The organism is Polynucleobacter sp. AP-Kaivos-20-H2 (assembly GCF_018882215.1).
Classification (GTDB): domain Bacteria; phylum Pseudomonadota; class Gammaproteobacteria; order Burkholderiales; family Burkholderiaceae; genus Polynucleobacter.
Window position 1 is genome coordinate 761,123 of record NZ_JACVOX010000002.1, and the last position, 21,300, is coordinate 782,422.

Below are 21,300 nucleotides of genomic sequence, written 5' to 3' on the forward strand. Positions count from 1 at the left end.
TTTGACTGATCAAAAAACACCACGCAGTCTCCCGCTCTCTGAAGCAATCACGATTGCTGCACAAGCGGTAAGCGAGGTCATGAGCGGAAGATCGCTTACAGAAGTTCTGGATCAGCTGGAAGCATATGAACGCCCAATCGTTCAGAGTCTGAGCTTTGATGCGCTCCGCAAATGGGTGCGCTCTCATGAATTCATTAAGCAATTTATTCCAAAGACTCCGCCTCCTGAAGTGGATCATTTGCTCAGCGTTGCGATTGCCTTATTTTTACAAGATCCAACGGAGAGCAAGGGCTATCCAGCCCACACGATTGTGGATCAGGCAGTGAAAGCCTCTGGCGAATATGATGAAACCATGTATGCCAAAGGTTTGGTGAATGCGGTATTGCGCAAGGTAAGTCTTGTAGTGCATCCGCCAGAGGGTGAGAAGCATTTTCCGCCTGATCCAATTCCAATGTATGTACCTGCTTGGTGGCGAGCAAACCTCAAGCGCAATTACTCCAAAGCATGGCAATCCATTTTGTTTCAACAGGCCAAGCGCGCACCATTAATTTTGCGTGTAAATCAAAGGCAATATACGCGTGAGCAATATCAATCCTTATTATCTGAGGCCGGAATTTTATCAATACCAATAGATGAATTGGTTGGTGTTAAGTTGCCTTCCGCTCTCTTGTTGCCTGAAGCGGTTCCCGTGTCAGACTTGCCAGGTTTTTATACTGGTGCTGTGTCTGTGCAAGATGCAGGCGCACAACTGGCCGTGATCTTATTAAACCCCCAGGATAGAGAGTTGGTATTAGATGCCTGTGCTGCTCCCGGTGGGAAAACTGCGCATCTATTGGAGCTTGCAGATTGTGAAATGCGCGCCCTAGAGTTAGACGGCGAGCGCATTGGAAAAATTGGCGGCAACCTAGACCGCCTTCGTTTGCAATCTGACAAAGTCTGCGTGTTACGCGGCGATGCTTCCAAGGCGGCTTGGTGGGATGGCGTTCGTTTTGACAAGATTCTGCTTGATGCCCCCTGCTCAGCTTCTGGAATAGTGTCGCGACATCCTGATATTCCATTTTTAAGGCGCGAAGCAGATATCCGGGCGCTGCAAGAAAGACAGCGAGCCATTTTGAATCAAGCGTGGAAGATGCTCCAAGTGGAGGGCATCCTTTTGTACGTCACTTGCTCGATATTTCCTGAGGAGGGCGAGGAGCAGGCTGTTTGGTTTGCTGAGCAGCACTCCAATGCGGTACGATTAGCCGCTCCAGGCCAGATTTTGCCAGGTGAGCTAAACGACGGTTTTTACTATGCTTTGTTTAAGAAAAATGGGCCATGAGCCGAAGAATTAAACAATTACTCTTTTTGTTATTGATGGTGTTGGGTATTTTTTCAACAACCGTTAGCGCCGAAGGAATCAAAATTAAATCCTTTGAGTTGGAGAAGGCGGATAACGACTGGCTTCTCAATGCCACTTTTCAGATTGAGCTATCTCCCGGACTAGAAGACGCAGTGCAAAAAGGCGTTGTTCTCTATTTCCAAACGGAGTTTGATTTAATGCGATCGCGTTGGTATTGGTTTGATGAAAAATCTGTGCTTGTGCAAAGGCAGACCCGTCTTTCTTATCAGCCATTGACGCAGCAGTACCGAATTGCTTCAGAGGGCTTTACCTTTTCTGCCAAAACTATGCCAGAGGCATTGCAGGCAGTGGGGAGTATTGGTGGGTGGCGAGTCATTGAAGGCGCTCAACTAGATACCAGTAAATCTTATACAGCCAGCATGCGAATGAGCTTGGATCTTAGTAAACTACCAAAACCATTTCAAGTAAACGCACTCAATAACCGCGACTGGAATGTGTCAAGCGATTGGTATAGATTCCCATTTTCTCCTAATGGCCCTAATTTAATTAAGCGATGAGATCGATAGCGGCCATGCTAGACCCAGGCTTTTTTACTTCCAAAGCTTGGAGTAAAAAAATCATTCCGATCACGATTGGTGTGATCGGCGCCTTTGCTTTATTACTTTTAGTTTTATTGGCGATTGCCTCATCCAATACAGAATTTTTTGATAACTACTTTATTTGGCTCTATGCAGCCAATGTAGTCATTGGGATTTGCTTAACTCTGGTTATTTTGATTTTGGTGGCTGTTATCGCCGTGCGCTGGTATCGCGGCCACTTTGGCACTCGCTTGATTGCAAAGTTGGCAATGATTTTTGCTTTAGTCGGAATTGTTCCGGGCTTAATTTTGTATGGCGTTTCATTACAGTTTGTGTCCCGCAGCATTGAGACTTGGTTTGACGTCAAAGTGGAGACGGCACTGAACTCCGGTTTAGAGTTGGGACGCGTTACTTTGCGAGTAGCCCAAGAAGAAATTTTGGGTGAGGGTAATTTCATTGCCGAGCAGATCGTTCAAATTCCATCGGGTACCTCCGCTGAGCAGGTGGCTGCAACAGTGATGAAAATTCGTAATCAATTTGGCATTCAAGAGGTCGACCTCTTCAATATGCAACGCAATTTGATTTTCACTAGCGAGCTAAAGCCTAAAAAATACTTTCCTGCGCCTAGTGCCGACGTGGTTGCAGAAGCGTTTAGCAAGAAGGGCATGACCTTTTTAGACCAAATTGAAGTGGAAGGTGGTCAACGTGGCTATCGAATCAGAGCCATTGTTCCTGTCATACGAAAAAAATCGATGCATAACAAATTAGATGCGAGCAAAGACGCGGATGATAAATATTTTTTACAGCTAGTACGCTACATACCAACCCCGTTGGCAAAAAACATTTTTGCTGTGGAGTCTGCATATAGTGAGTATCAAGAGAAAGCGTTGGGGCGCACAGGTCTTCGTAAGATGTTTGTGGGCACATTAACGCTCACCCTTTTCTTTGCAGTTTTCGTGGCCATTACTTTGGCGCTGATGTTGGGCAGGCAGCTTGCACGCCCTCTCCTAATGCTACTAAGGGGCACCCAGGCAGTTGCACAGGGAGATTTGTCACCAAAACCAGAACTTGATACTGGTGATGAGCTTGGCATGCTTACACGGCAATTTAACGTCATGACTAGGCAGCTGGCCGATACCCGCACTTCTTTGCAAGAATCTAAAGCATTCTTAGAGCGAGTATTGGGTAGCCTTACCGCAGGCGTATGCATTTTCGATAAAAACTACAACGTTGTTTCTAGTAATGCTGGTGCAGATCGTATTTTTGGGCAGGACCTTACTCTGCTAGATGGAAGGCCCCTTGGCAGCAGCCCGGCCCTATTGGAGTTTGAGGGAGCCATCAAAGAAGGCTTTTCTACTATGAAGCTCGCAGTCCTGGGCGAGGGAGACGCAGAACAAAAGACCGCGCCGACTAATGCGCCGGTGTGGCAAAAACAAATTCAACTACACACTACAAATGAATTTGAAAATGAATTAGGTGTGACCCTATTCGTGCGTGGGACAGAGCTAACTGGCGATTTGCGCATGGTTGTTTTTGATGACATTACTGATGTGGTGAGCGCACAAAGATCTATCGCTTGGAGTGAAGTCGCTAGACGCCTTGCTCACGAAATTAAAAACCCTCTTACGCCTATTCAGCTTTCTGCGGAAAGATTGCAGCATAAGCTTGCAGGCAAGTTGAGTCCAGAGCAAGAAGAAATGATCAATCGCAGCACTGAAACCATCATTGGCCAGGTGCAAGCCATGAAAGAAATGGTGAATGATTTTAGGGATTTTGCGAAGACGCCAACTCCACAACTCAAACCAGTTTCCATCAATACGCTCACCTCAGAAATTTTGGGGCTTTATGAGGGCAGCCCACTGCGTACCCAGTTAGATCCTAATTGTCCAGACATCATGGGGGATCCCACACAACTAAGACAGGTAATCCATAACTTGCTACAAAATGCGCAAGACGCCACCCTTGAAGGGCCCCATCCCGCCAGCCCGGTAGAGGTTAAGACAGAGTTGGTCCCTTATGGTGAGCATAATGGCATAGCTCAAAATGCTGTGCGATTAACAATAAGTGATTGTGGTGTTGGATTTCCAGCTAAGATATTGGCAAGAGCCTTTGAACCTTACGTCACAACAAAGAGCAAAGGCACGGGTCTGGGTTTGGCGGTAGTGAAGAAAATCATTGATGATCACTCGGCCAAAATTGAAATTCGGAACCGTATGCAGGGTGAAGAAGTAGTTGGTGCGAAAGTATCAATACTGTTTATGAATCTAGCAAAAGAGGCAGCATAAGCATGGCTAGTATTTTGGTTGTTGATGACGAGATGGGAATTCGTGAGCTTCTCAATGAGATTCTCACAGATGAAGGCCATACTGTGTACGCTGCAGAAAGTGCGGTACAGGCACGCACTATTCGCGAACAAATGCGCCCTGACTTAGTCTTGTTAGATATTTGGATGCCTGATACCGATGGCATTACATTATTAAAAGAATGGTCCAATACTGGTCAGCTCACGATGCCGGTAGTGATGATGTCGGGACATGCAACCATTGACACCGCTGTTGAAGCGACTCGTATTGGCGCGCTCAACTTTTTAGAAAAACCGATTGCTCTGCAAAAGCTTTTAAAGACAGTCAGTAAGGCACTGGAGAGCTCTCCTAAATATGTAGAGCCAGAACAGGTTAGGGCTGTTCAGTCGAGCGCTAATTCTGTTGCCACACCAAAGCAGGTGGTTGCCGAGTCGGTTGCCTCAGCGGCCGAGGGAGAATACATCAGTGGAATTGCAAAAACCTACTTTGATCTTCCTTTGAGGGAGGCAAGAGATTTATTTGAGAAGGCGTATTTTGAACATCAAATGCAAATCATGGGCGGCAGCATGACCAAGATTTCAGAGTACACAGGTCTAGAGCGAACCCATTTGTATCGCAAACTGAAAGCATTGGGAATAGATACCTCCCGCAATAAGGGCGAGAGCTAGGCGCTCACCCAATAAGGCCAAGCACACAAAACCCAGAAATCACGGGGTACTAAGCAAATTTGCGGATACCCCAAGCCAATTCGTTATAATTCAAAGTCTTGGCCTGGTAGCTCAGTCGGTAGAGCAGAGGATTGAAAATCCTTGTGTCGGTGGTTCGATTCCGCCCCGGGCCACCAAGAATTCTCCTAACATTAGAAGTGGTCCATAGAGTCTCTAGTGTTAGCCGCGGTCTGGCACCATTTCTCCTAGATATCCCCATCATGAACTGTCCTTTAAAAGGACGCTTTATTTATTGGGGATTTGTCATCCCTGCGTTGGTTAACCGTCGATTTAAGCGACGCTTACCTGGGGTCTGTACTTGCTATGTCGTTTAAAACGACAAATTTGGCAATCAGGTATAGAATTTGAGCCATGTTGCCCCGTAGAAAAACACTGGTTTTATTTATATGCCTCGTCTTGATTGCGTTTAAGGCGGCCGCTGGAAGTATTTTTATTCAATCCGCAATTGAGCGGGCAGAACTTGCTGGTAGCTACAGCAATGCTTCAATGTCACAGCAAGCACATAATAGCTCTGACTCAGCTGACGACAAAGAGCAGGTTCATACCATGTACCTCATGAGCCATGTAACAGCTAATATTAGCGAAATTGAAATTACCGTTTTCTCTCCATCGATTGCAGTGGCTTCGTTCTCTAACGTTAATGAAGTCTTGTTTTCGCAAAACTTCCCCGACTCAGCATTTAAACCACCCAAAGCTAACGCCTAATTTACTTGGTCGGGATTGGTCTAAATAAGATCAATCCTATTGATAGCATGGCTGAGCCTATTCAGCCGTATTTGGGAAATTTCACCATGTTTAAGTTTGTAAAAATATTGCCATTGGCATTATTGGTTTTATTTGTTTCCGCTTGTAGTAGCGTTAAGTTAGATGATGCTAATAGTGTTGCTACTGTCAACGCTGGCGGCTCAATGTCGTACGATCCAATCAGCGATTCTAAGTCTAGCGTTTATGGCAAGCGTTCTATCTATTTTGAGTTTGATAGCTATACATTAGATCCAAAATATGCCTCTACTATCTCTGCCCATGCTTCGTACTTGAAAGCATTTCAAAGGCAAAAGGCATCCGTCATTATTCAAGGTAATACCGATGATCGTGGAACCGCTGAGTACAACTTAGCCTTGGGCCAAAAGCGATCCGAAGCTGTTAAGAAAGCGCTTGTTTCTCAAGGTGTTAGTGAGTCTCAACTAGAGGCAGTGAGCTTTGGCAAAGAAAAGCCAGCTGACCCAGCGCAAACTGAAGCGGCATTTAAAGAAAACCGCCGTGCTGATTTTGTGTATCGCTAAACTTCAAAGGCTATTCAATGAAAAACATATTCAAGCTAAGTTTGATAGGCATTGCTTTCTTAAGTGGATGTGCGACAAATATTGCGCCCAATAACCCAGTACAAGTTGCTAAAGCGCCGGCACCAATGACTGCAATAGCCCCAGTTCATACAGGTGCTGTGGCTAAGCGTCTTAATGACTGTATTGTTAACAGTAATCAAAGTGCAGATGCATTGTTGGTGGATAGTCAGATCATCGTTGTTACAAGGAACAATCCGCATGCACAAGCCCTCTTTAATTCAGCCGATAAATTAACTGATCAACAGGCTAAGGCATTAGCCAATTACTTGCTTGAAGCTAATTCTTGTCGTCCTATTGCGCTAGAGGAATTAAGTCCCGAGATGATTTCGGTGTATCGGGAGTTCTTTAAAAAAATCGATGGCGTTTATGCAGATCTCATAGCCAAAAAGATCACTATTGGCGTTGCTAATCAAGAAAGGCAATTACTGATTCAAGATACTCGCATGAAGCGTCTAGATATTCAATCTAAAAAGAATTAGTGGTATAGATTTATGGCTAGATATAAATTTGTTTGTAGTTCCTGCAGGTTTGAATGCATTAGTGGCATAGGCAAAGAGGTTGGACTTCAATCATCTAAGGTAGTCATGGTCTGTAAATCTTGCGCCACTATCGATGCATATACAGTTGCTCATCCGGGCAGTATTAATACTGAAATTAGCATTTCGCCTGCTTGTACAAGTTGTCTTTCTAGTCAGCATTTGGCAGAGTGGGATGGGCTGACTTGCCCGCATTGTCAGATGAAGATGCGAGCTATAGGTGGGGATGTTGATGTTGAGAGATCCCGTTTCAAATACTGGTGAAGGAGAATTCTGATGAGCATGAACAATAGAACTTTGGAAGAGCTTTTTGAGCAGTTAGGATTGTCATCCCAAAAGATTCATATGGAGAGATACATCGAAAGACATCAACTTAAGCCTGGGTCTAATCTGCCCGATGCCATTTACTGGGCGCCAGATCAAAAAGCATTTTTGATTGAAGCTAAGGCCGACGACTCAGAGTGGTCAGAAGTTGTAGATCAATTGGCTAATTTATTAATACAAAAATAAAATTTTGATCAATTAACTACCCAAGAGAATTTAATGGAATCTTTAGGTAAGAAACACCATTCGCCTCTTTGGGAGGAAACTCACCTGCACGAATATTTACTTGGACTGACGGCAAAATTAATACGGGCATCTCTAAGGTAGAGTCTCTTGCTGTTCTCATCGCCACAAAGTCTTGTTCTGAAATGCCATCGTGGATATGAATGTTATGTTGACGCTCTTCGCCAACTGTTGTTACATAGACTACTTCCCGATCATTTGGCGGGTAGTCATGACACATATATAGCCTAGTCTCATCAGGAAAACTTAATATTCTCTTTACCGATTTATATAAAGCATGTGCATCACCACCAGGAAAGTCACATCTAGCTGTACCAACATCAGCCATAAACATTGTGTCACCCACAAAAATAGCATCGCCTATTACATAAGCCATACAAGCTGGAGTATGTCCCGGTACAAACATAGATTTAATTTTTAGATTATCTAAAGGCAATTCCTCATTTGCTTCAATCAGATGGTCAAATTGAGATCCGTTGGCTTGAAATGCATCTTCTAAATGAAAAATGTTTTTGAAAACAGCTTGGACCTCTTGAATGTGCTTGCCGATTGCCAGTTTGCCGCCAAGATGCTTCTTAATGTAAGACCCTGCTGTTAGATGGTCTGCATGGGCATGAGTTTCTAAAATCCATTCAACCTTCAGACTTTGCTCTTGGATAAATTTAATTACCTCATCTGCTGAATGAGTGCTGGTTCGTCCTGACTTGGGATCATAATTGAGCACCGAGTCAATAACTGCACAATGACCACCTGGCTTTTCATAAACTACATGAGTAAAAGTCCAAGTGGGCGCATCAAAAAAGGTTTTAACGATTGGGGCATATTGATTTTCCATGATTCATTGTAGGATCAGTAAACCCCGAATGCCAATGAATATTAACTTGTACTTGAAGGCCAACTAATGGATTCCCATACACTAATCATTCCAGCTTTAGGTGTGTTTGTTGGGATCTTAATGGGGCTTACAGGGGCTGGCGGCGGCATACTCTCCGTGCCAATATTGGTTTTCTTTGTTCACTTACCAATGGCTGAAGCAAGCCCAATTGCACTATGCGCTATTGCACTATCGGCCACAGCAGGTGCAATTATTGGACTAAAAGAAAAAGTACTACGCTATAAAGCGGCGATCTTCATGTCTATCTTTGGCTTAATCATGTCTCCTATTGGTCTATGGGTTGCTAACAAAGTGCCCAATATGCCATTGCTACTTCTATTCAGTGTTATTTTGATTTTTGTGTCTGTACGGCTATACATACAAGCACATAAGACTATTCATGGCACTTTGCCGCCTTCACCAACCCCTCCACCTTGTCAGCTTGATTTGTCTATTAGCAAATTGATTTGGACTATGCCATGTGCGAGGTCTTTAATGTATGCAGGCCTAACTGCTGGTTTCTTATCGGGCTTATTGGGAGTTGGCGGTGGATTTGTCATAGTGCCATCGCTAAAGAAATTTACAGACCTTCCAATGAAATCCATTGTTGCAACTTCTTTGGGTGTTCTGGCAATCGTTTCTACTGGTGGGGCTCTTGTATCTCTGGCTTCCGGCAATTTAAATGTAGAGATTGCCAGCCTATTTGCTTTGGGATCACTCGTGGGGCTTGTATTTGGAAAGCTAATGGAGAGAAAGATCAGCGGCACTAGAGTGCAACAAATCTTTGCTATTTTTGCTTTCTTAGTTGCGCTGAGCCTAATATATAAGGCGGTATAAAACTTTTATTGCAGTAACCGTTGCTTTAATAGACGCTCGCTGAGATGTCCTTTAAAAGGACATCTTATATATGCGTATATACGAATATAAGGAATCTATCATCCACCTCCAATATTAATGCGACGTCGTTTTAAACGACAAAACTGTAAAATAGGCCCTTAATATTCGAGTCTAAATGCCCACTTAATAAAGCCAATGAAGACCATAGAAATCAAAAGTGCATGGAAGGGCAATAGTAATTGTGAGGCATGCTCTATTAGGAGTTCTGCATTATTTGCTGAACTCAATGAAGAAGACTTTTCAAAGATTCATAGTCCGATAGATGATTTGAGCTTTGAAGCTTACTCCAGCATTTATGCACAAGGAGATACTGCACAAGATCTTTATACCCTTCGAGAGGGTTATATCAAATTACTGCATGTCAACCCAGATGGCTCTAGCAGAATTATTAGGGTGGTAATGCCAGGAAATCTATTTGGCATGGAGGCTTTATTGGGCGAGCGTTATGAGCATTCTGCAGTTGCCCTTACAAATGTTCATTTATGCAAAATCCCTAAATCAATTATTTCTTCTTTAGGCGAGGAGTCTCCAAGACTTCATCGTCAAATTGTTAAGAAATGGGGCGAAGCATTATCCCAATCAGAATCATGGTTCTCGGAGATTAATACCGGAAGAATCGAGGTGCGTCTTGCCCGCTTCCTTTTAAAGTTAGCTAAACAATCGGGATCCTTTGCCATTGCGCCGCTGTTTAAGCGCGAAGACATGGGTTTGATGATGGATGTCAAATTTGAGACGATTAGCAGGGCTTTGGCATCCATGGCTGATCAAGGCTTAATTAGCAAAATTACCCGTCTTTCCGTACAAATTCCCAATATCGACACATTGCGTAACTTCTCTGAAAAGGGAATTTAGTCTTTCTATCGCATTTAATGATCTAGATCAAAAGCCTCCCCCCAGATAGGCATAGACTCAATCAGTATCAACAAATCTTATCTATGTGGGGGTTATATGAAATGTAATGTTGGCCGTATCGATCGCGTACTACGCATCTCTGTTGGACTGGTCTTAGTTGGTTTAGCCGCAAGCAATGTGGTTGGTGCATGGGGCTGGATTGGCATTGTTCCGCTGACCACTGGCTTATTTAAGTTCTGCCCACTGTATCCAATCTTGGGAATCAATTCTTGCGGCGCTGGCTGTGGCAATGGCAGTTGTTCTAAGTAATCTTTTGCCAACAGCTAACAAGCAAATCACTGATAAGGATCCAAGATGATCAATCCAGAACAAACTAGAGCATCTAGCTCTAAAGGTTGGAGTCCCTATTTGGCAGGTGCCTTAGTTGGAGTGCTGGCTATCGTTTCTGTCTATCTGACTACCGTTTATATGGGCAAGTCCACCTACTTAGGAGCATCAACTACTTTTGTTCGCGCGGCAGGTCTAGCAGTTCAAGTGGTAGACCCTAGCTATGTTGCACAAAATGTTTATTACGCAAAAGAAAAGGTTGTCATTGATTGGCAATTTCTCATGGTGATTGGCATCTTCTTTGGCGCATTGCTTTCCTCAAAAATGGATGGCAGTTTTAAGTTAGAAAGCTTGCCACCATTATGGGAAAAACGTTTTGGCTCTTCAGTTCCAAAGCGTGCTGTATTTGCTTTTGTTGGTGGCATCGTGGCAATGATTGGCGCTCGCTTAGCCGATGGCTGTCCTAGTGGACATGGACTGAGCGGCATGATGCAGTTATCAGTAAGTTCTTTTGTCGCATTAGCCATGTTCTTTGGTTTTGGCGTCATCGTCGCAAACTTCATGTACAGAAAGGCAAGCTAATCATGTCTATAGATCAACTATTAGGATTAGCAACTGGCGTTATCTTTGGTTTCTTATTACAAAAAGGGCGTGTCTTGCGCTATGACAAGCAAGTTGCCGCATTGCTATTAAAAGACATGACAATATTTAAGTTCATGCTCTCAGCCATTGTTGTGGGTATGTTTGGTGTTTTAGCTTTGCATGAGATGGGGCTTATTACATTGAGCCTTAAAGCAATGAATGTCGGTGGCATTTTGGTGGGCGGCGCATTGTTTGGTGTGGGTTGGGCAGTCTTGGGCTATTGTCCCGGTACCTCAGTAGGTGCAGTGGGTGAAGGTCGCTGGACTGCAATCTTTGGCGTGATTGGTATGGTTGTAGGCGCAGGAATTTATGCCCAAATGTATCCATTCTTTAAATCAACGGTGCTTGCTTGGGCCGACTTAGGAAAGATTGGCTTACCTGAGACTATTGGTGTTAATCAATGGGTTGTTGCCGGAGTATTCGCGTTGATTACCCTTGGTATGTTTCGCTGGTTTGAGAAAAAAGGACTTTGAAGGTATGCGAGAGCTTTGTAGTTGGCTCTCGCCATCCCTTAACCTAAGCGTCGATTTAAGGGATAACTGGTCAACCCATAGTTGAGCAATCTAATCAAGCAATGTTTTTTAATGCTTCTAAGGCGCATAATAAAAGGGTAAATTAAAAAAAGGGTAGCCATGATTGATACGCTCATTCTTAGCAGAATTCAATTTGCTTCGAATATGACCTTTCATATTCTTTTCCCAACGATATCCATTGCATTGGGGTGGGTACTCTTCTATTTCAAAGTTAAATTTAATAAAACAGGCGATTCGATATGGAGTGAGGCTTATCAATTCTGGGTCAAGATATTTGCCTTAACTTTTGCTCTGGGTGTTGTTAGTGGCATTACGATGAGCTTTCAGTTTGGAACCAATTGGCCTGGATATATGGAGACTGTAGGCAATATCGCAGGGCCATTACTGGGTTATGAGGTTTTATCCGCATTCTTTCTTGAGGCAACTTTTTTAGGAATCATGTTGTTTGGCTCTAAGCGAGTCTCTCAAAGGGCTCATACTGTCGCCACATTTCTAGTTGCTTTCGGTACTTCGCTTTCAGCATTTTGGATCATTGCATTAGATTCATGGATGCAAACTCCGCAAGGGTTTGTGATGATCAATGGACAAGCACATGCGACCAGTTGGATTGAGATTGTCTTTAATCCTTCGATGCCCTATCGCTTGTTCCATATGATGACAGCCTCATTTTTGACGGCAACATTTTTAATTGCAGGCATTTCTGCTTATCGATGTTTAAAGGGTATTAATCTTTCTGGCAACCGAGCCCTGATTAAGTTAGCAATGTCTGTAGCGGTTGTATTGACACCATTTCAAATTGTGCTTGGTGATTTGCATGGCCTAAATACATTGGAGTATCAACCTGTAAAAGTGGCGGCAATGGAGGGAATTTGGGAAACAACAAAAGGCGCCCCTGCGGTTTTGTTTGCCATACCCGATGAAAGACTTAAAGCTAATCAATATGAAATAGCCATTCCAAAGCTGGCATCTTTATATTTGACCCACTCATTAGATGGAGAGGTGAAAGGTTTAGATGCCTTCCCTGGCGCTACTCCACCAGTTAAGCCCGTGTTTTTTGCTTTTCGCATTATGGTGGGAATTGGTATGTTGATGCTCTTTACTGCGGGCGTTGGTTTCTATCTGACTAGAAAAAGTAAAGAGCTACCAAAGTGGTTTTTAAAGATTCTTAATGGTATGACTTTTTCTGGCTGGTTGGGGGTCATTGCTGGTTGGTATGTCACCGAAATAGGCAGACAACCCTACCTTGTTAATGGGGTGCTTAAGACTGCTGATGCGGTTACTAAAGTACCTGCCAATATGGTTTTAGGCACCCTGGTAATGTACGTAGCACTTTATTTGGGGCTCATTGTTTCTTACATTTGGGTGGTTTTTTATTTGGCAAGACAAACTAATCCTGTGCATATTATTGATGGGCAAAAATCAGGCTTGACCAACAGCATTGCCGGAGCATAAACATGATTCCTAATTTATCTGAACCATCTGGCTGGTTGCCCCTTTTCTTTTTGGTTGCAATGGGCATTGCAATGGTTGCTTATGTTGTTCTGGACGGATACGACCTTGGTGTAGGTATCTTGCTGAATCAGGCAAGTGAGCCCGAAAAAGACACTATGATTTCATCAATCGGCCCTTTTTGGGATGCGAATGAAACGTGGTTAGTGCTTGGAGTTGGCGTACTCTTGATTGCCTTTCCAATGGCGCATGGAATCATTCTGACCGAGCTTTATTTGCCTGTGGGCATCATGTTGGCCGGCTTAATATTGCGAGGCGTATCTTTTGACTTTCGCGCAAAAGCACATTTGAGCCAGAAGGCAGTCTGGAATTTTTTATTCTTTTTTGGTAGTTTCTTGGCGGCGGCATCCCAAGGAGTGATGGTTGGTAGAGAGGTGATTGGTTTTGATTCCGGCTACTTAGGTTGGATATTTTCTTTCATCGTGGCGCTTTGTCTACCTGCCGGATATGCTCTATTAGGGGCCAGCTGGCTGATTATGAAGACGTCTGGCGAGTTACAACTTAAGGCTGTTGGCTGGGCAAGAAAATGCCTCTTATTAACGGCGCTAGGTGTTGGGATTATTTCTGTAGCGACACCATTCTTTAGTTCAGCGATTGCGGCTAAGTGGTTTAACCTCCCTAACATCTTTTTCTTGCTTCCTTTTCCAGTTCTGACTCTGGCGTGTTTTGTCTTAATTGATTTGAACTTGCTAAAAATGCAAAGAGATAAGCCGGCGCCAGTTTGGATTCCCTTTGCCCTAAGCGTAGCCATCTTTGTTCTAGCTTTTTTAGGAATCGCTTACAGCATGTTTCCTTACATCGTCGTGGACAAAATGACAATCTGGGAAGCGGCTTCTGCTACAGAGTCATTATGGGTAATATTTTGGGGTGCTGTAATTGTGCTACCAACTATTATTGGATACACCATTTATTCCTACAAAATCTTCTGGGGCAAAACCGAGCCGCTCAGTTATTACTAAAACAGCAATGTAAGCGTCGATAAAATCGGCGCTTGCTGAAGCGTCCTTTAAAAGGACATCTTATATATGCATATATACGTATATATGGCTATCAAAGTAAAAGTCGCCGTGATAATTAACGATAAATGTCGTTTTAAACGACATTTATAGACACTATGGTGATTGATTGGAGTGGTATGGCGACGCAATCTGTACACACAGAAAAATTGCCCCTCGCAAGATTCTGATTTCATTACCAAATTTGACCGACACAAGGACACACAATTTTTTGACAAGTCCAGACTGGTGACTCAAGCCCTTGAAATCCTAGCGAAAGCGGTCTATCGGAGGATATTTGAAAATCCTTGTGTCGGTGGTTCGATTCCGCCCCGGGCCACCAAGAATTCTCCGAACACGAGAAGTGGTCCATAGAATACCTAGTCTTAGCCGCGGTCAGGCACCATTTCCCCTAGGTCTTCCAGATTTCCCCTTGACTAGAAGCGTCCTTTAAAAGGACAGTTATGAACGAGGGGATTAGCCATCCTTGTGTCAGTCAAGTGTCGCTTAAATCGACACTCATCTAGGGTGGTTACTTGCCATGTCGTTTTAAACGACTTTAATCAGAAAAGTGTCAAAATAGTACTAATAATTGAAGCGATAAATTAAATGAGGCGGGTTAATGGATTTATATCAAATTACAAAGTCTGGCTTAAAAGCAGTTGAGAAATCAGCGTTTGATTTAGAGAAAGACATTCAAGCATTGGTCGAGGCTAATTTAAATAACTTATTTGATCTTCAATTTGTTTCTTCTGAATTTACAGTCGGCGAATTCCGCATAGACACTCTGGGTTTTGATGAGGAAGCATCAGCATTTGTTATCGTTGAATACAAGAAGGGCAGCAGCTATTCAGTGGTTGATCAAGGCTACTCCTACTTGTCCACAATGTTAGAAAGTAAGGCCGAGTTCATTCTTGAGTTTCAAGAAAGGACTGGTAAGGCATTAAAGCGCGATGAGGTTGATTGGACGCAATCAAGAGTAATCTTTGTATCGCCAGCTTTCAATACCTATCAAAAAAATAGTGTAAATTTTCGTGATATGCCTTTTGAGCTATGGGAGATTAGGCGCTATAGCAATGACTTGATTGGCCTAGAGCAACATAAGCCAACTTCAAAAGAGAGTGTTGAGAAGATAAGTAAATCAAGCTCTGTGATTTCTAGTGTTAGCTCCGAGATTGAGGTTGTAGAAGAAAGTGATCATCTATCGAAGTCTAGTGAGACCTGTATAGAGTTATGGGATCAAATAAAAGAGCACTTTTTGGGCCTTGGTGATACTGGGCTATCAACCAAGAAGCACTATGTAAGCATTAAAAGAAATACAACAAACATTTGTTATGTTCATTTTCGAAAAAATAACTTGGTAATAGAGATCAATAGGGGAATAGAGTATCCAGACGGCACAAAGTCAAAGGACTTTTTTACATTAGACGACCCAAAAAATTATTGTCGCGAAAGAGATTTTAATTGGGCAAGCGGCAACAAGGGCGCAAATTATTCATTTGATGTTAAATCAAAAGATGATTTGGAGTATGCCTTATGGTTAATTAAACAAAAATATGATTCGATGCAGTGATCATGAAATGTCCTTTTAAAGGACAGTTACAGTAAGGTAAAGATGCCATTTTTAGATTGGATAAACAAGAACGAAGCAATTCAAGTTGCTAGAAATGTTCCATATCATTTAATTAAAAAAGAAAAAAAATATGGCGAGGAAACTGAAAATCTTTTAATTCAAGGCGATAACCTGCTTGCTCTAAAAGCATTAAAACCTTTTTTTGCAAACAAAATAAAGTGCGTTTTTATTGATCCGCCATACAACACTCAGTCAGCCTTTACTCACTATGACGATAAGTTAGAGCATTCTCAGTGGCTATCAATGATGTATCCAAGAGTGGTGCTGTTGAGGGATTTGTTGGCTGAGGATGGCAGTATTTGGGTGTCACTTGATGATAACGAAGCCCATTACTTCAAAGTTTTAATGGATGAAATTTTTGGAAGAGCAAATTTTGTTGCAAACGTTGTTTGGGAAAAATCAGATAGTCCAAAAATGGATTCCCACTTCTTCTCTTCCCGTCACGATCATATTTTGGTCTATTCAAAGTCTATTGATAATTTTTCATTAAAACGTCTCAAGCAAGAGACTCAAGAACATTACAACCGAGTCGATGAAAGTGGAAGGCAATATTACACAAAGCCACTTCGCGCAATGGGGGGGCAGGGCGATTCAAGGGAATCTAGACCTAACTTGTATTACGGTTTAACAGCGCCTGATGGCTCAGTCATTTTTCCAGTTAGGACAGATGGCAAAGATGGAGCATGGCGTTGGAGTAAAGATAAGGTTAATGAGGAGTTAGGTCGAATTGACTGGGTAAATGGAAGAAATGGTTGGAGTCCATATTTCCGCATTTATGCCGATACAACTACTGGAAGGCCTGCAGAAACAATTTGGACTCATGCGGATGTTGGGAGCAATAGAACTTCAAAAGCAGAGATCAAGGCTTTATTCCCAGATACTCAGGCTTTTACAACTCCAAAGCCTGAATTTTTAATACGGCGAATACTAGAAATTGCTACCAATGAAGGCGATTTTGTTTTGGATTCTTTTCTTGGCTCTGGAACAACTGCGGCTGTTGCACATAAGATGCTTCGTAAATATATCGGGATTGAATTTGGCGAACATGCAAAAACGCATTGTGTACCGAGGCTAACGCAAGTGATTAAAGGTGAGAGAGGTGGGGTTTCTGATGTTGCGAATTGGATAGAAGGGGGTGGATTTAATTTTTGCACTCTTTCATCGCCAGCATTTTTAGAGACGGGATTGATAAATCCTGAGATTAACTTTAAAGAATTGGCCAGTTTTATTTGGCACTTTGAAACTAATTTACCTTCAAGCGGCGATTTTAAAAACCCATTGTTAGGAATTTATGAGGGCACCGCATACTATCTTTTGTATAACGGAATACTTGGGGATCGAAAGCCTAGTAGTGGTAATGTTTTAACAAAAGATGTTGTCAAGGCTATAAATGAAATTTTCCCTCACGATGGGCCTAAGGTAATTTATGGTGAAACCACTAGATTAGGTTCCAGTCGCCTAGATGCTGAAAAGATTACTTTTAAGCAGATTCCATATGACATTAATGTAATCTAGAGATAAATGATTAAATTAAAAAACTATCAAATAAATGCTTTGGATGTACTGAAAGATTTTTTATTGTTATCCCGAAGCATGACATATCAGGAGGCATTTAATAAATCTTTAGAGAGGCAGGATAGATTTAATGAGCCCTTTAATCAAATTTTTAGGAGTGCACCTTCAGTATGTTTGAGGGTGCCAACAGGTGGCGGAAAGACCTTACTTGCGGCCTATAGCATTGATATTGCCGCGAAATCAATGCTGATATCCGAGTCTCCAGTAGTTTTATGGTTGACACCTTCAGATGTTATTAGAAGCCAAACAGTAGAGGCTTTGTCAGATCCAAGTCATCCATATAGACAGGCAATCGCTAAATCATATGGCGATCGAGTTCGGGTGGCTGATCTGGAGGGTTTACAAACAATAAATCCACAAGATGTAGGTAGCACCTGCATTATTGTTGTAGCTACTATTCAATCTTTTAATGTTACTAATACTGCAAAAAGAAATGTTTATTCTTTTTTTGAAGAATTGGCACCACATTTTTCTGGTCTACAAAAGAATCAAACGGATCTTTTGGAAAAGGTTACTAACGAAGATTTAGAAGTGCAGAAATACTTAACTGAAAAGGACTTGGGAAGAGTCAAATATTCAGTTGCAAATTGGCTCAACTTACAAAATCCAATAATTATTGTTGATGAAGCACACAATAATCGAACGGATACATTTTTTACAACCCTGGATAGGCTCAATCCTTCCTGTGTAATCGAACTTACAGCTACTCCCGTAAGGGGGAATAACGTTCTTTATCATGTCTCCGCCCAAGAATTAAAAGCTGAGCAAATGATAAAGCTACCAATCGTATTGGCTGAGCACCCAACAGGATGGAAAGACTGTTTGAGGGATGCAATTTTAACAAGAAAAAAGTTAGCCACTCTTGCCGAAAATGAAGCCGAATATATACGGCCCATAGTTTTAATTCAGGCGGCTCCTCGTGGGAATGAGGCGGTAGTTGAGGTAGTAAAAGACTATCTTATTAATGACGAGCATATTCCCGAGGAAGATATTGCAGTTGCCACTGGTTCGGAGAGGGGCTTAGAAAACATTAATCTTTTTGACAAAGATTGCCCCATTAAATATGTGATAACTGTAGAGGCGCTAAAAGAAGGTTGGGACTGTTCTTTTGCGTACGTATTGGCTTCCTTGCAATCGGTCAACTCCTCGAAAGATGTAGAGCAATTATTGGGCAGGGTGCTTCGCATGCCTTATGCAAAAAACCGTTCACAAGAGCCGCTCAATAAAGCATACGCACATATAGTTGCAGAAAATTTTGCTGAAGCGGCGGCAGGATTAAAAGACCGAATGGTTCAAAATATGGGCTTTGAGAGACTTGAACTCGCATCGGTCCTTTTACCTGCAGACAACCAAGGCTCTGGTGGAGATGGATCAAAACAAGCTATCAAGATACCCGAGTGCCTAATTCAAGTCTCAGCCGCTCCAGATACTAAAAATTGGCCTGAACAAATAAAACAGCTTGTTGAGGTACGGATGAATTCTCAAGGCGCTGTTTTAGTGGTTAATTATCAAAACTCGGAAGAGCTTAAGCAGGCCCAGCTTTTTGTAACGGAATCTGTAAAGGCTAGAGATAAAGAAAGCGTAAGAAGTCAATTTGATGATCATCATGCTATTCGACAAGCAATTAAGTCCCCAGCTCTACTCGGATATGAATTCAGTCCGATTCCTCAGCTTTGTATTGAGTTAGATGGTTCGTTAGATTTGGTTGAGCAGGAAACTTTATCTTCATTGGGAAGTTGGAGCTTAAGCTCCAGCCCACCACAATTGGCGGGGTTCAATTTAAATGAAGATACAAAGGAATTTGAAATAGATATATCTGGCCAGCGGGTTACTTGGAAGATGTCCACCAACCATCAGATAGATTTAAATAGCTTAGAAAGCGATGTCACAGAAAATGATCTCATTAGATGGTTGGATCAACAGGTAATGGATCGTTATTGGGGAATCACCCAAAATGACCTACAAGTGTATTTAAAAAAATTAATCACCCATTTAATTGTTGATAGGGGTTTTACAAAAACATCACTGGTTCGTGGAAAAAATCCCTTATCTACTGCTATAAGGCAAGAAATTAATAGATTGAGAAATTTAGCAATAGAAAAAGGATTTCAATCCAGTCTGCCCAAGATGCAAATTGCAGGTCAAGACGAGATTAAGTTTTTTAGTTTTCAATATAAGTCAGGCGAGTACGCCGCAAGAAGTTTATATAGGGGAAGTTATGAGTTCCAAAAACATTACTACCCAGTAATACATGATTTGAAAGAAAAAACTGCATCAGGCAGAACCGCAGAGGAATTTACTTGTGCCTTAATGTTGGATTCAAATCCCAGCGTGAAATATTGGGTAAGAAATATAGAGAGGCAAAGTAAGCAATCATTTTGGTTGCCAACTTCCACAGACTACTTTTATCCAGATTTTGTTGCTGAATTAATGGATGGTCGAATACTTGCGGTTGAGTACAAGGGTGACCCTTACGCAACTAATGATGATTCAAGAGAAAAAATTTCAGTTGGCGAGCAATGGGAAAAAGCCAGCAATGGGCAATGTTTATTTTTATTTGCTGTGGCTCATGATGACAAAGGACGGTCGGTAGAGAAGCAGATACAAGATAAGCTAATATGAACGTCCTTTTAAAGGACGTTTCATACGAAGGTTGTCCAACTAAAAGTCTGAAAATAAAATAGCTGTATGACAACAGTAATCCGCCTACAAAGTGACTAAGGTAATCAAAGTACCTGAAAGTCACCTAGAAGTAATCTCCTCACCACTACAAGAATCCCAACCCACAGCCTTAAGCCAGCTCAAATACGCAGAGCCCACCGAGCTTTACTTGCGTGATGGCGAGGTAGTAATCCACCGCAGACCCGGAAGCCCACTTTGGCATTGCCGCTTTAGATTGCAAGATGGCTCATGGCATCGTCAGACTACCCGCCAAGCAAGTATTGAGCACGCAGTACGAATGGCTTGTGATCTTTACGATGAAACCAGATATCGCCAAAGACTAGGGCTTGCACAAAAGTCGCCCACGTTTGCAGAAATTGCACACGCCACTCTCTACTCAATGCGGCAAGACTTGGATGTGGGTATAGGCAAGAGTGTGTACGGTAGCTACATCACCTGCATTGAGAAATACTTTCTGCCTTACTTTGGTGACAAAAGACTAGAAGAAATAACCTATACCGATGTGCATGAGTTTGAAGTTTGGCGTAATAGACAAATGAACAAGGTGCCCAGAGCCAGCACCCTAATGAACTTTGCCAGTGCTTGGGCAAAGCTACAACAGACAGCAGTTAATAAAGGCTGGATTAGTGAGCGAGTGGCAATACCCAAATTAACTACTCGTGGGCATAAAGGTAAAACCCGTCCAGCTTTTAGTCGCGAAGAGATTACTAAGTTATTTGACTATATGGAGAAGTGGGCTAAGGAAGGACGTCTAGAGGTAGAGCGAGAGATTCGCCCATTAGTTCGCGACTATGTAGAGATGCTTTTATTGACGGGTATGCGTCATGGCACTGAGGCACTGAATATCTGCTGGAACAATATTGAATGGCACACCAATGATGGAAAGAAATATCTCCGTATATGGGTAGATGGTAAAACTGGAGGACGCTGGCTCATAGCCAAGCATAGAGCTGTTGATGTTCTCAAGAGATTACATAGCCGCCAAAAAGCCGTATATGACATTCCATTCGATAGACTGTTTGAAGTTCGCGCGCCACAGAGGCTATTTGTCATGGCAGACGGGCATCAACCTTTGCGTATAGATGGCACATTCAAAAAGCTCATGCGCGATAGTGGGCTAGCAATGAGCCAAGATGGTCAAATGCGAACCTTATATTCACTACGTCATACCTATGCTACTTTAGAGTTATTAGAAAATAAGACTGATATTCATACGCTGGCAAAACAAATGGGCAATAGTGCGGCCATGATTGAGCGGCACTATTCAAAGCTAACTCCTACTATGGCAGCTGAGCAATTAGCCTAATACTCGGGATGTCGTTTAAAACGACAAATAAAATAGCCCGCTAATAAGCGGGCTTTAGGGTGGTGTGTACATGTTGCCTAA

At 42.5% G+C, this 21,300-nt stretch carries 20 protein-coding genes and 1 tRNA gene; 20 read left to right on the top strand and 1 reads right to left on the bottom strand.

The genetic code is table 11. The features are described 5' to 3' along the window. The first annotated feature begins 1 nt into the window (after position 1). The 9 genes from rsmB (at position 2) to ICE89_RS08350 (ending at position 7,337) form a co-directional block, all read left to right on the top strand. Complete coding sequence (gene rsmB / locus ICE89_RS08310) at positions 2 to 1,318, top strand: 16S rRNA (cytosine(967)-C(5))-methyltransferase RsmB (RefSeq protein WP_216265498.1); 1,317 nt, start codon at positions 2 to 4, stop codon at positions 1,316 to 1,318. Next, positions 1,315 to 1,896, top strand: coding sequence for a DUF4390 domain-containing protein (locus ICE89_RS08315; protein ID WP_255537473.1), 582 nt, complete (start codon positions 1,315 to 1,317; stop codon positions 1,894 to 1,896). The genes rsmB and ICE89_RS08315 overlap by 4 nt, the downstream gene beginning before the upstream one ends. Then, entirely contained in the window at positions 1,893 to 4,202 is a 2,310-nt protein-coding gene (locus tag ICE89_RS08320; protein ID WP_216265499.1) for an ATP-binding protein, read from the top strand. The genes ICE89_RS08315 and ICE89_RS08320 overlap by 4 nt, the downstream gene beginning before the upstream one ends. A 2-nt stretch (positions 4,203 to 4,204) precedes the next feature. Further along, positions 4,205 to 4,888: a response regulator gene (locus ICE89_RS08325; RefSeq protein ID WP_216265500.1), complete on the top strand. Its 684-nt coding sequence runs from the start codon at positions 4,205 to 4,207 to the stop codon at positions 4,886 to 4,888. A 100-nt stretch (positions 4,889 to 4,988) separates the two neighbouring features. Beyond that, positions 4,989 to 5,064: transfer RNA gene (locus ICE89_RS08330), tRNA-Phe, on the top strand. Positions 5,065 to 5,299: 235 nt separating this feature from the next. Next, the gene (locus ICE89_RS08335) at positions 5,300 to 5,653 is read left to right on the top strand and encodes a hypothetical protein (RefSeq protein ID WP_215272806.1); all 354 of its coding nucleotides are present in this window, start codon (positions 5,300 to 5,302) and stop codon (positions 5,651 to 5,653) included. Between the two features lie 47 nt (positions 5,654 to 5,700). Next, entirely contained in the window at positions 5,701 to 6,231 is a 531-nt protein-coding gene (pal, locus tag ICE89_RS08340; RefSeq protein ID WP_370625347.1) for a peptidoglycan-associated lipoprotein Pal, read from the top strand. A gap of 17 nt (positions 6,232 to 6,248) precedes the next feature. Beyond that, the gene (locus ICE89_RS08345) at positions 6,249 to 6,770 is read left to right on the top strand and encodes a hypothetical protein (RefSeq protein WP_216265501.1); all 522 of its coding nucleotides are present in this window, start codon (positions 6,249 to 6,251) and stop codon (positions 6,768 to 6,770) included. A gap of 333 nt (positions 6,771 to 7,103) precedes the next feature. Beyond that, positions 7,104 to 7,337: a DUF2789 family protein gene (locus tag ICE89_RS08350; protein WP_112205697.1), complete on the top strand. Its 234-nt coding sequence runs from the start codon at positions 7,104 to 7,106 to the stop codon at positions 7,335 to 7,337. A 16-nt stretch (positions 7,338 to 7,353) separates the two neighbouring features. Here the strand turns inward: ICE89_RS08350 and ICE89_RS08355 are convergent, their stop codons facing one another. Further along, complete coding sequence (locus tag ICE89_RS08355; RefSeq protein ID WP_216265502.1) at positions 7,354 to 8,229, bottom strand: MBL fold metallo-hydrolase; 876 nt, start codon at positions 8,227 to 8,229, stop codon at positions 7,354 to 7,356. Positions 8,230 to 8,295: 66 nt separating this feature from the next. Between ICE89_RS08355 and ICE89_RS08360 the strand changes: the two genes are divergently transcribed. From ICE89_RS08360 to ICE89_RS11800, 11 genes are all read left to right on the top strand, one after another. Then, the gene (locus tag ICE89_RS08360; RefSeq protein WP_216265503.1) at positions 8,296 to 9,105 is read left to right on the top strand and encodes a sulfite exporter TauE/SafE family protein; all 810 of its coding nucleotides are present in this window, start codon (positions 8,296 to 8,298) and stop codon (positions 9,103 to 9,105) included. Positions 9,106 to 9,300: 195 nt separating this feature from the next. Next, positions 9,301 to 10,017 carry a Crp/Fnr family transcriptional regulator gene (locus ICE89_RS08365; RefSeq protein ID WP_215279283.1) on the top strand — a complete coding sequence of 239 codons (717 nt, stop codon included), beginning with the start codon at positions 9,301 to 9,303 and terminating at the stop codon, positions 10,015 to 10,017. A gap of 96 nt (positions 10,018 to 10,113) precedes the next feature. Next, positions 10,114 to 10,326 (top strand): DUF2892 domain-containing protein, encoded by a 213-nt coding sequence (locus ICE89_RS08370; RefSeq protein ID WP_216265504.1) that lies wholly within the window; start codon positions 10,114 to 10,116, stop codon positions 10,324 to 10,326. Positions 10,327 to 10,371: 45 nt separating this feature from the next. Beyond that, on the top strand, positions 10,372 to 10,926 hold the full coding sequence (locus ICE89_RS08375) for a YeeE/YedE thiosulfate transporter family protein (protein ID WP_112318536.1): 555 nt from the start codon (positions 10,372 to 10,374) through the stop codon (positions 10,924 to 10,926). A 2-nt stretch (positions 10,927 to 10,928) separates the two neighbouring features. Continuing rightward, positions 10,929 to 11,459 (top strand): YeeE/YedE thiosulfate transporter family protein, encoded by a 531-nt coding sequence (locus ICE89_RS08380; RefSeq protein WP_215273603.1) that lies wholly within the window; start codon positions 10,929 to 10,931, stop codon positions 11,457 to 11,459. Between the two features lie 159 nt (positions 11,460 to 11,618). After that, on the top strand, positions 11,619 to 12,971 hold the full coding sequence (locus ICE89_RS08385; RefSeq protein WP_216265505.1) for a cytochrome ubiquinol oxidase subunit I: 1,353 nt from the start codon (positions 11,619 to 11,621) through the stop codon (positions 12,969 to 12,971). Positions 12,972 to 12,973: 2 nt separating this feature from the next. After that, positions 12,974 to 13,987 (top strand): cytochrome d ubiquinol oxidase subunit II, encoded by a 1,014-nt coding sequence (gene cydB, locus ICE89_RS08390; RefSeq protein WP_216265506.1) that lies wholly within the window; start codon positions 12,974 to 12,976, stop codon positions 13,985 to 13,987. Positions 13,988 to 14,645: 658 nt separating this feature from the next. Further along, complete coding sequence (locus tag ICE89_RS08395) at positions 14,646 to 15,596, top strand: DUF5655 domain-containing protein (RefSeq protein WP_216265507.1); 951 nt, start codon at positions 14,646 to 14,648, stop codon at positions 15,594 to 15,596. Positions 15,597 to 15,638: 42 nt separating this feature from the next. Further along, positions 15,639 to 17,171 carry a site-specific DNA-methyltransferase gene (locus ICE89_RS08400; protein WP_215275104.1) on the top strand — a complete coding sequence of 511 codons (1,533 nt, stop codon included), beginning with the start codon at positions 15,639 to 15,641 and terminating at the stop codon, positions 17,169 to 17,171. A 6-nt stretch (positions 17,172 to 17,177) separates the two neighbouring features. Further along, entirely contained in the window at positions 17,178 to 19,853 is a 2,676-nt protein-coding gene (locus ICE89_RS08405) for a DEAD/DEAH box helicase (protein ID WP_215275103.1), read from the top strand. Positions 19,854 to 19,944: 91 nt separating this feature from the next. Continuing rightward, on the top strand, positions 19,945 to 21,219 hold the full coding sequence (locus ICE89_RS11800; RefSeq protein ID WP_216265508.1) for a tyrosine-type recombinase/integrase: 1,275 nt from the start codon (positions 19,945 to 19,947) through the stop codon (positions 21,217 to 21,219). Positions 21,220 to 21,300: the final 81 nt, after the last annotated feature.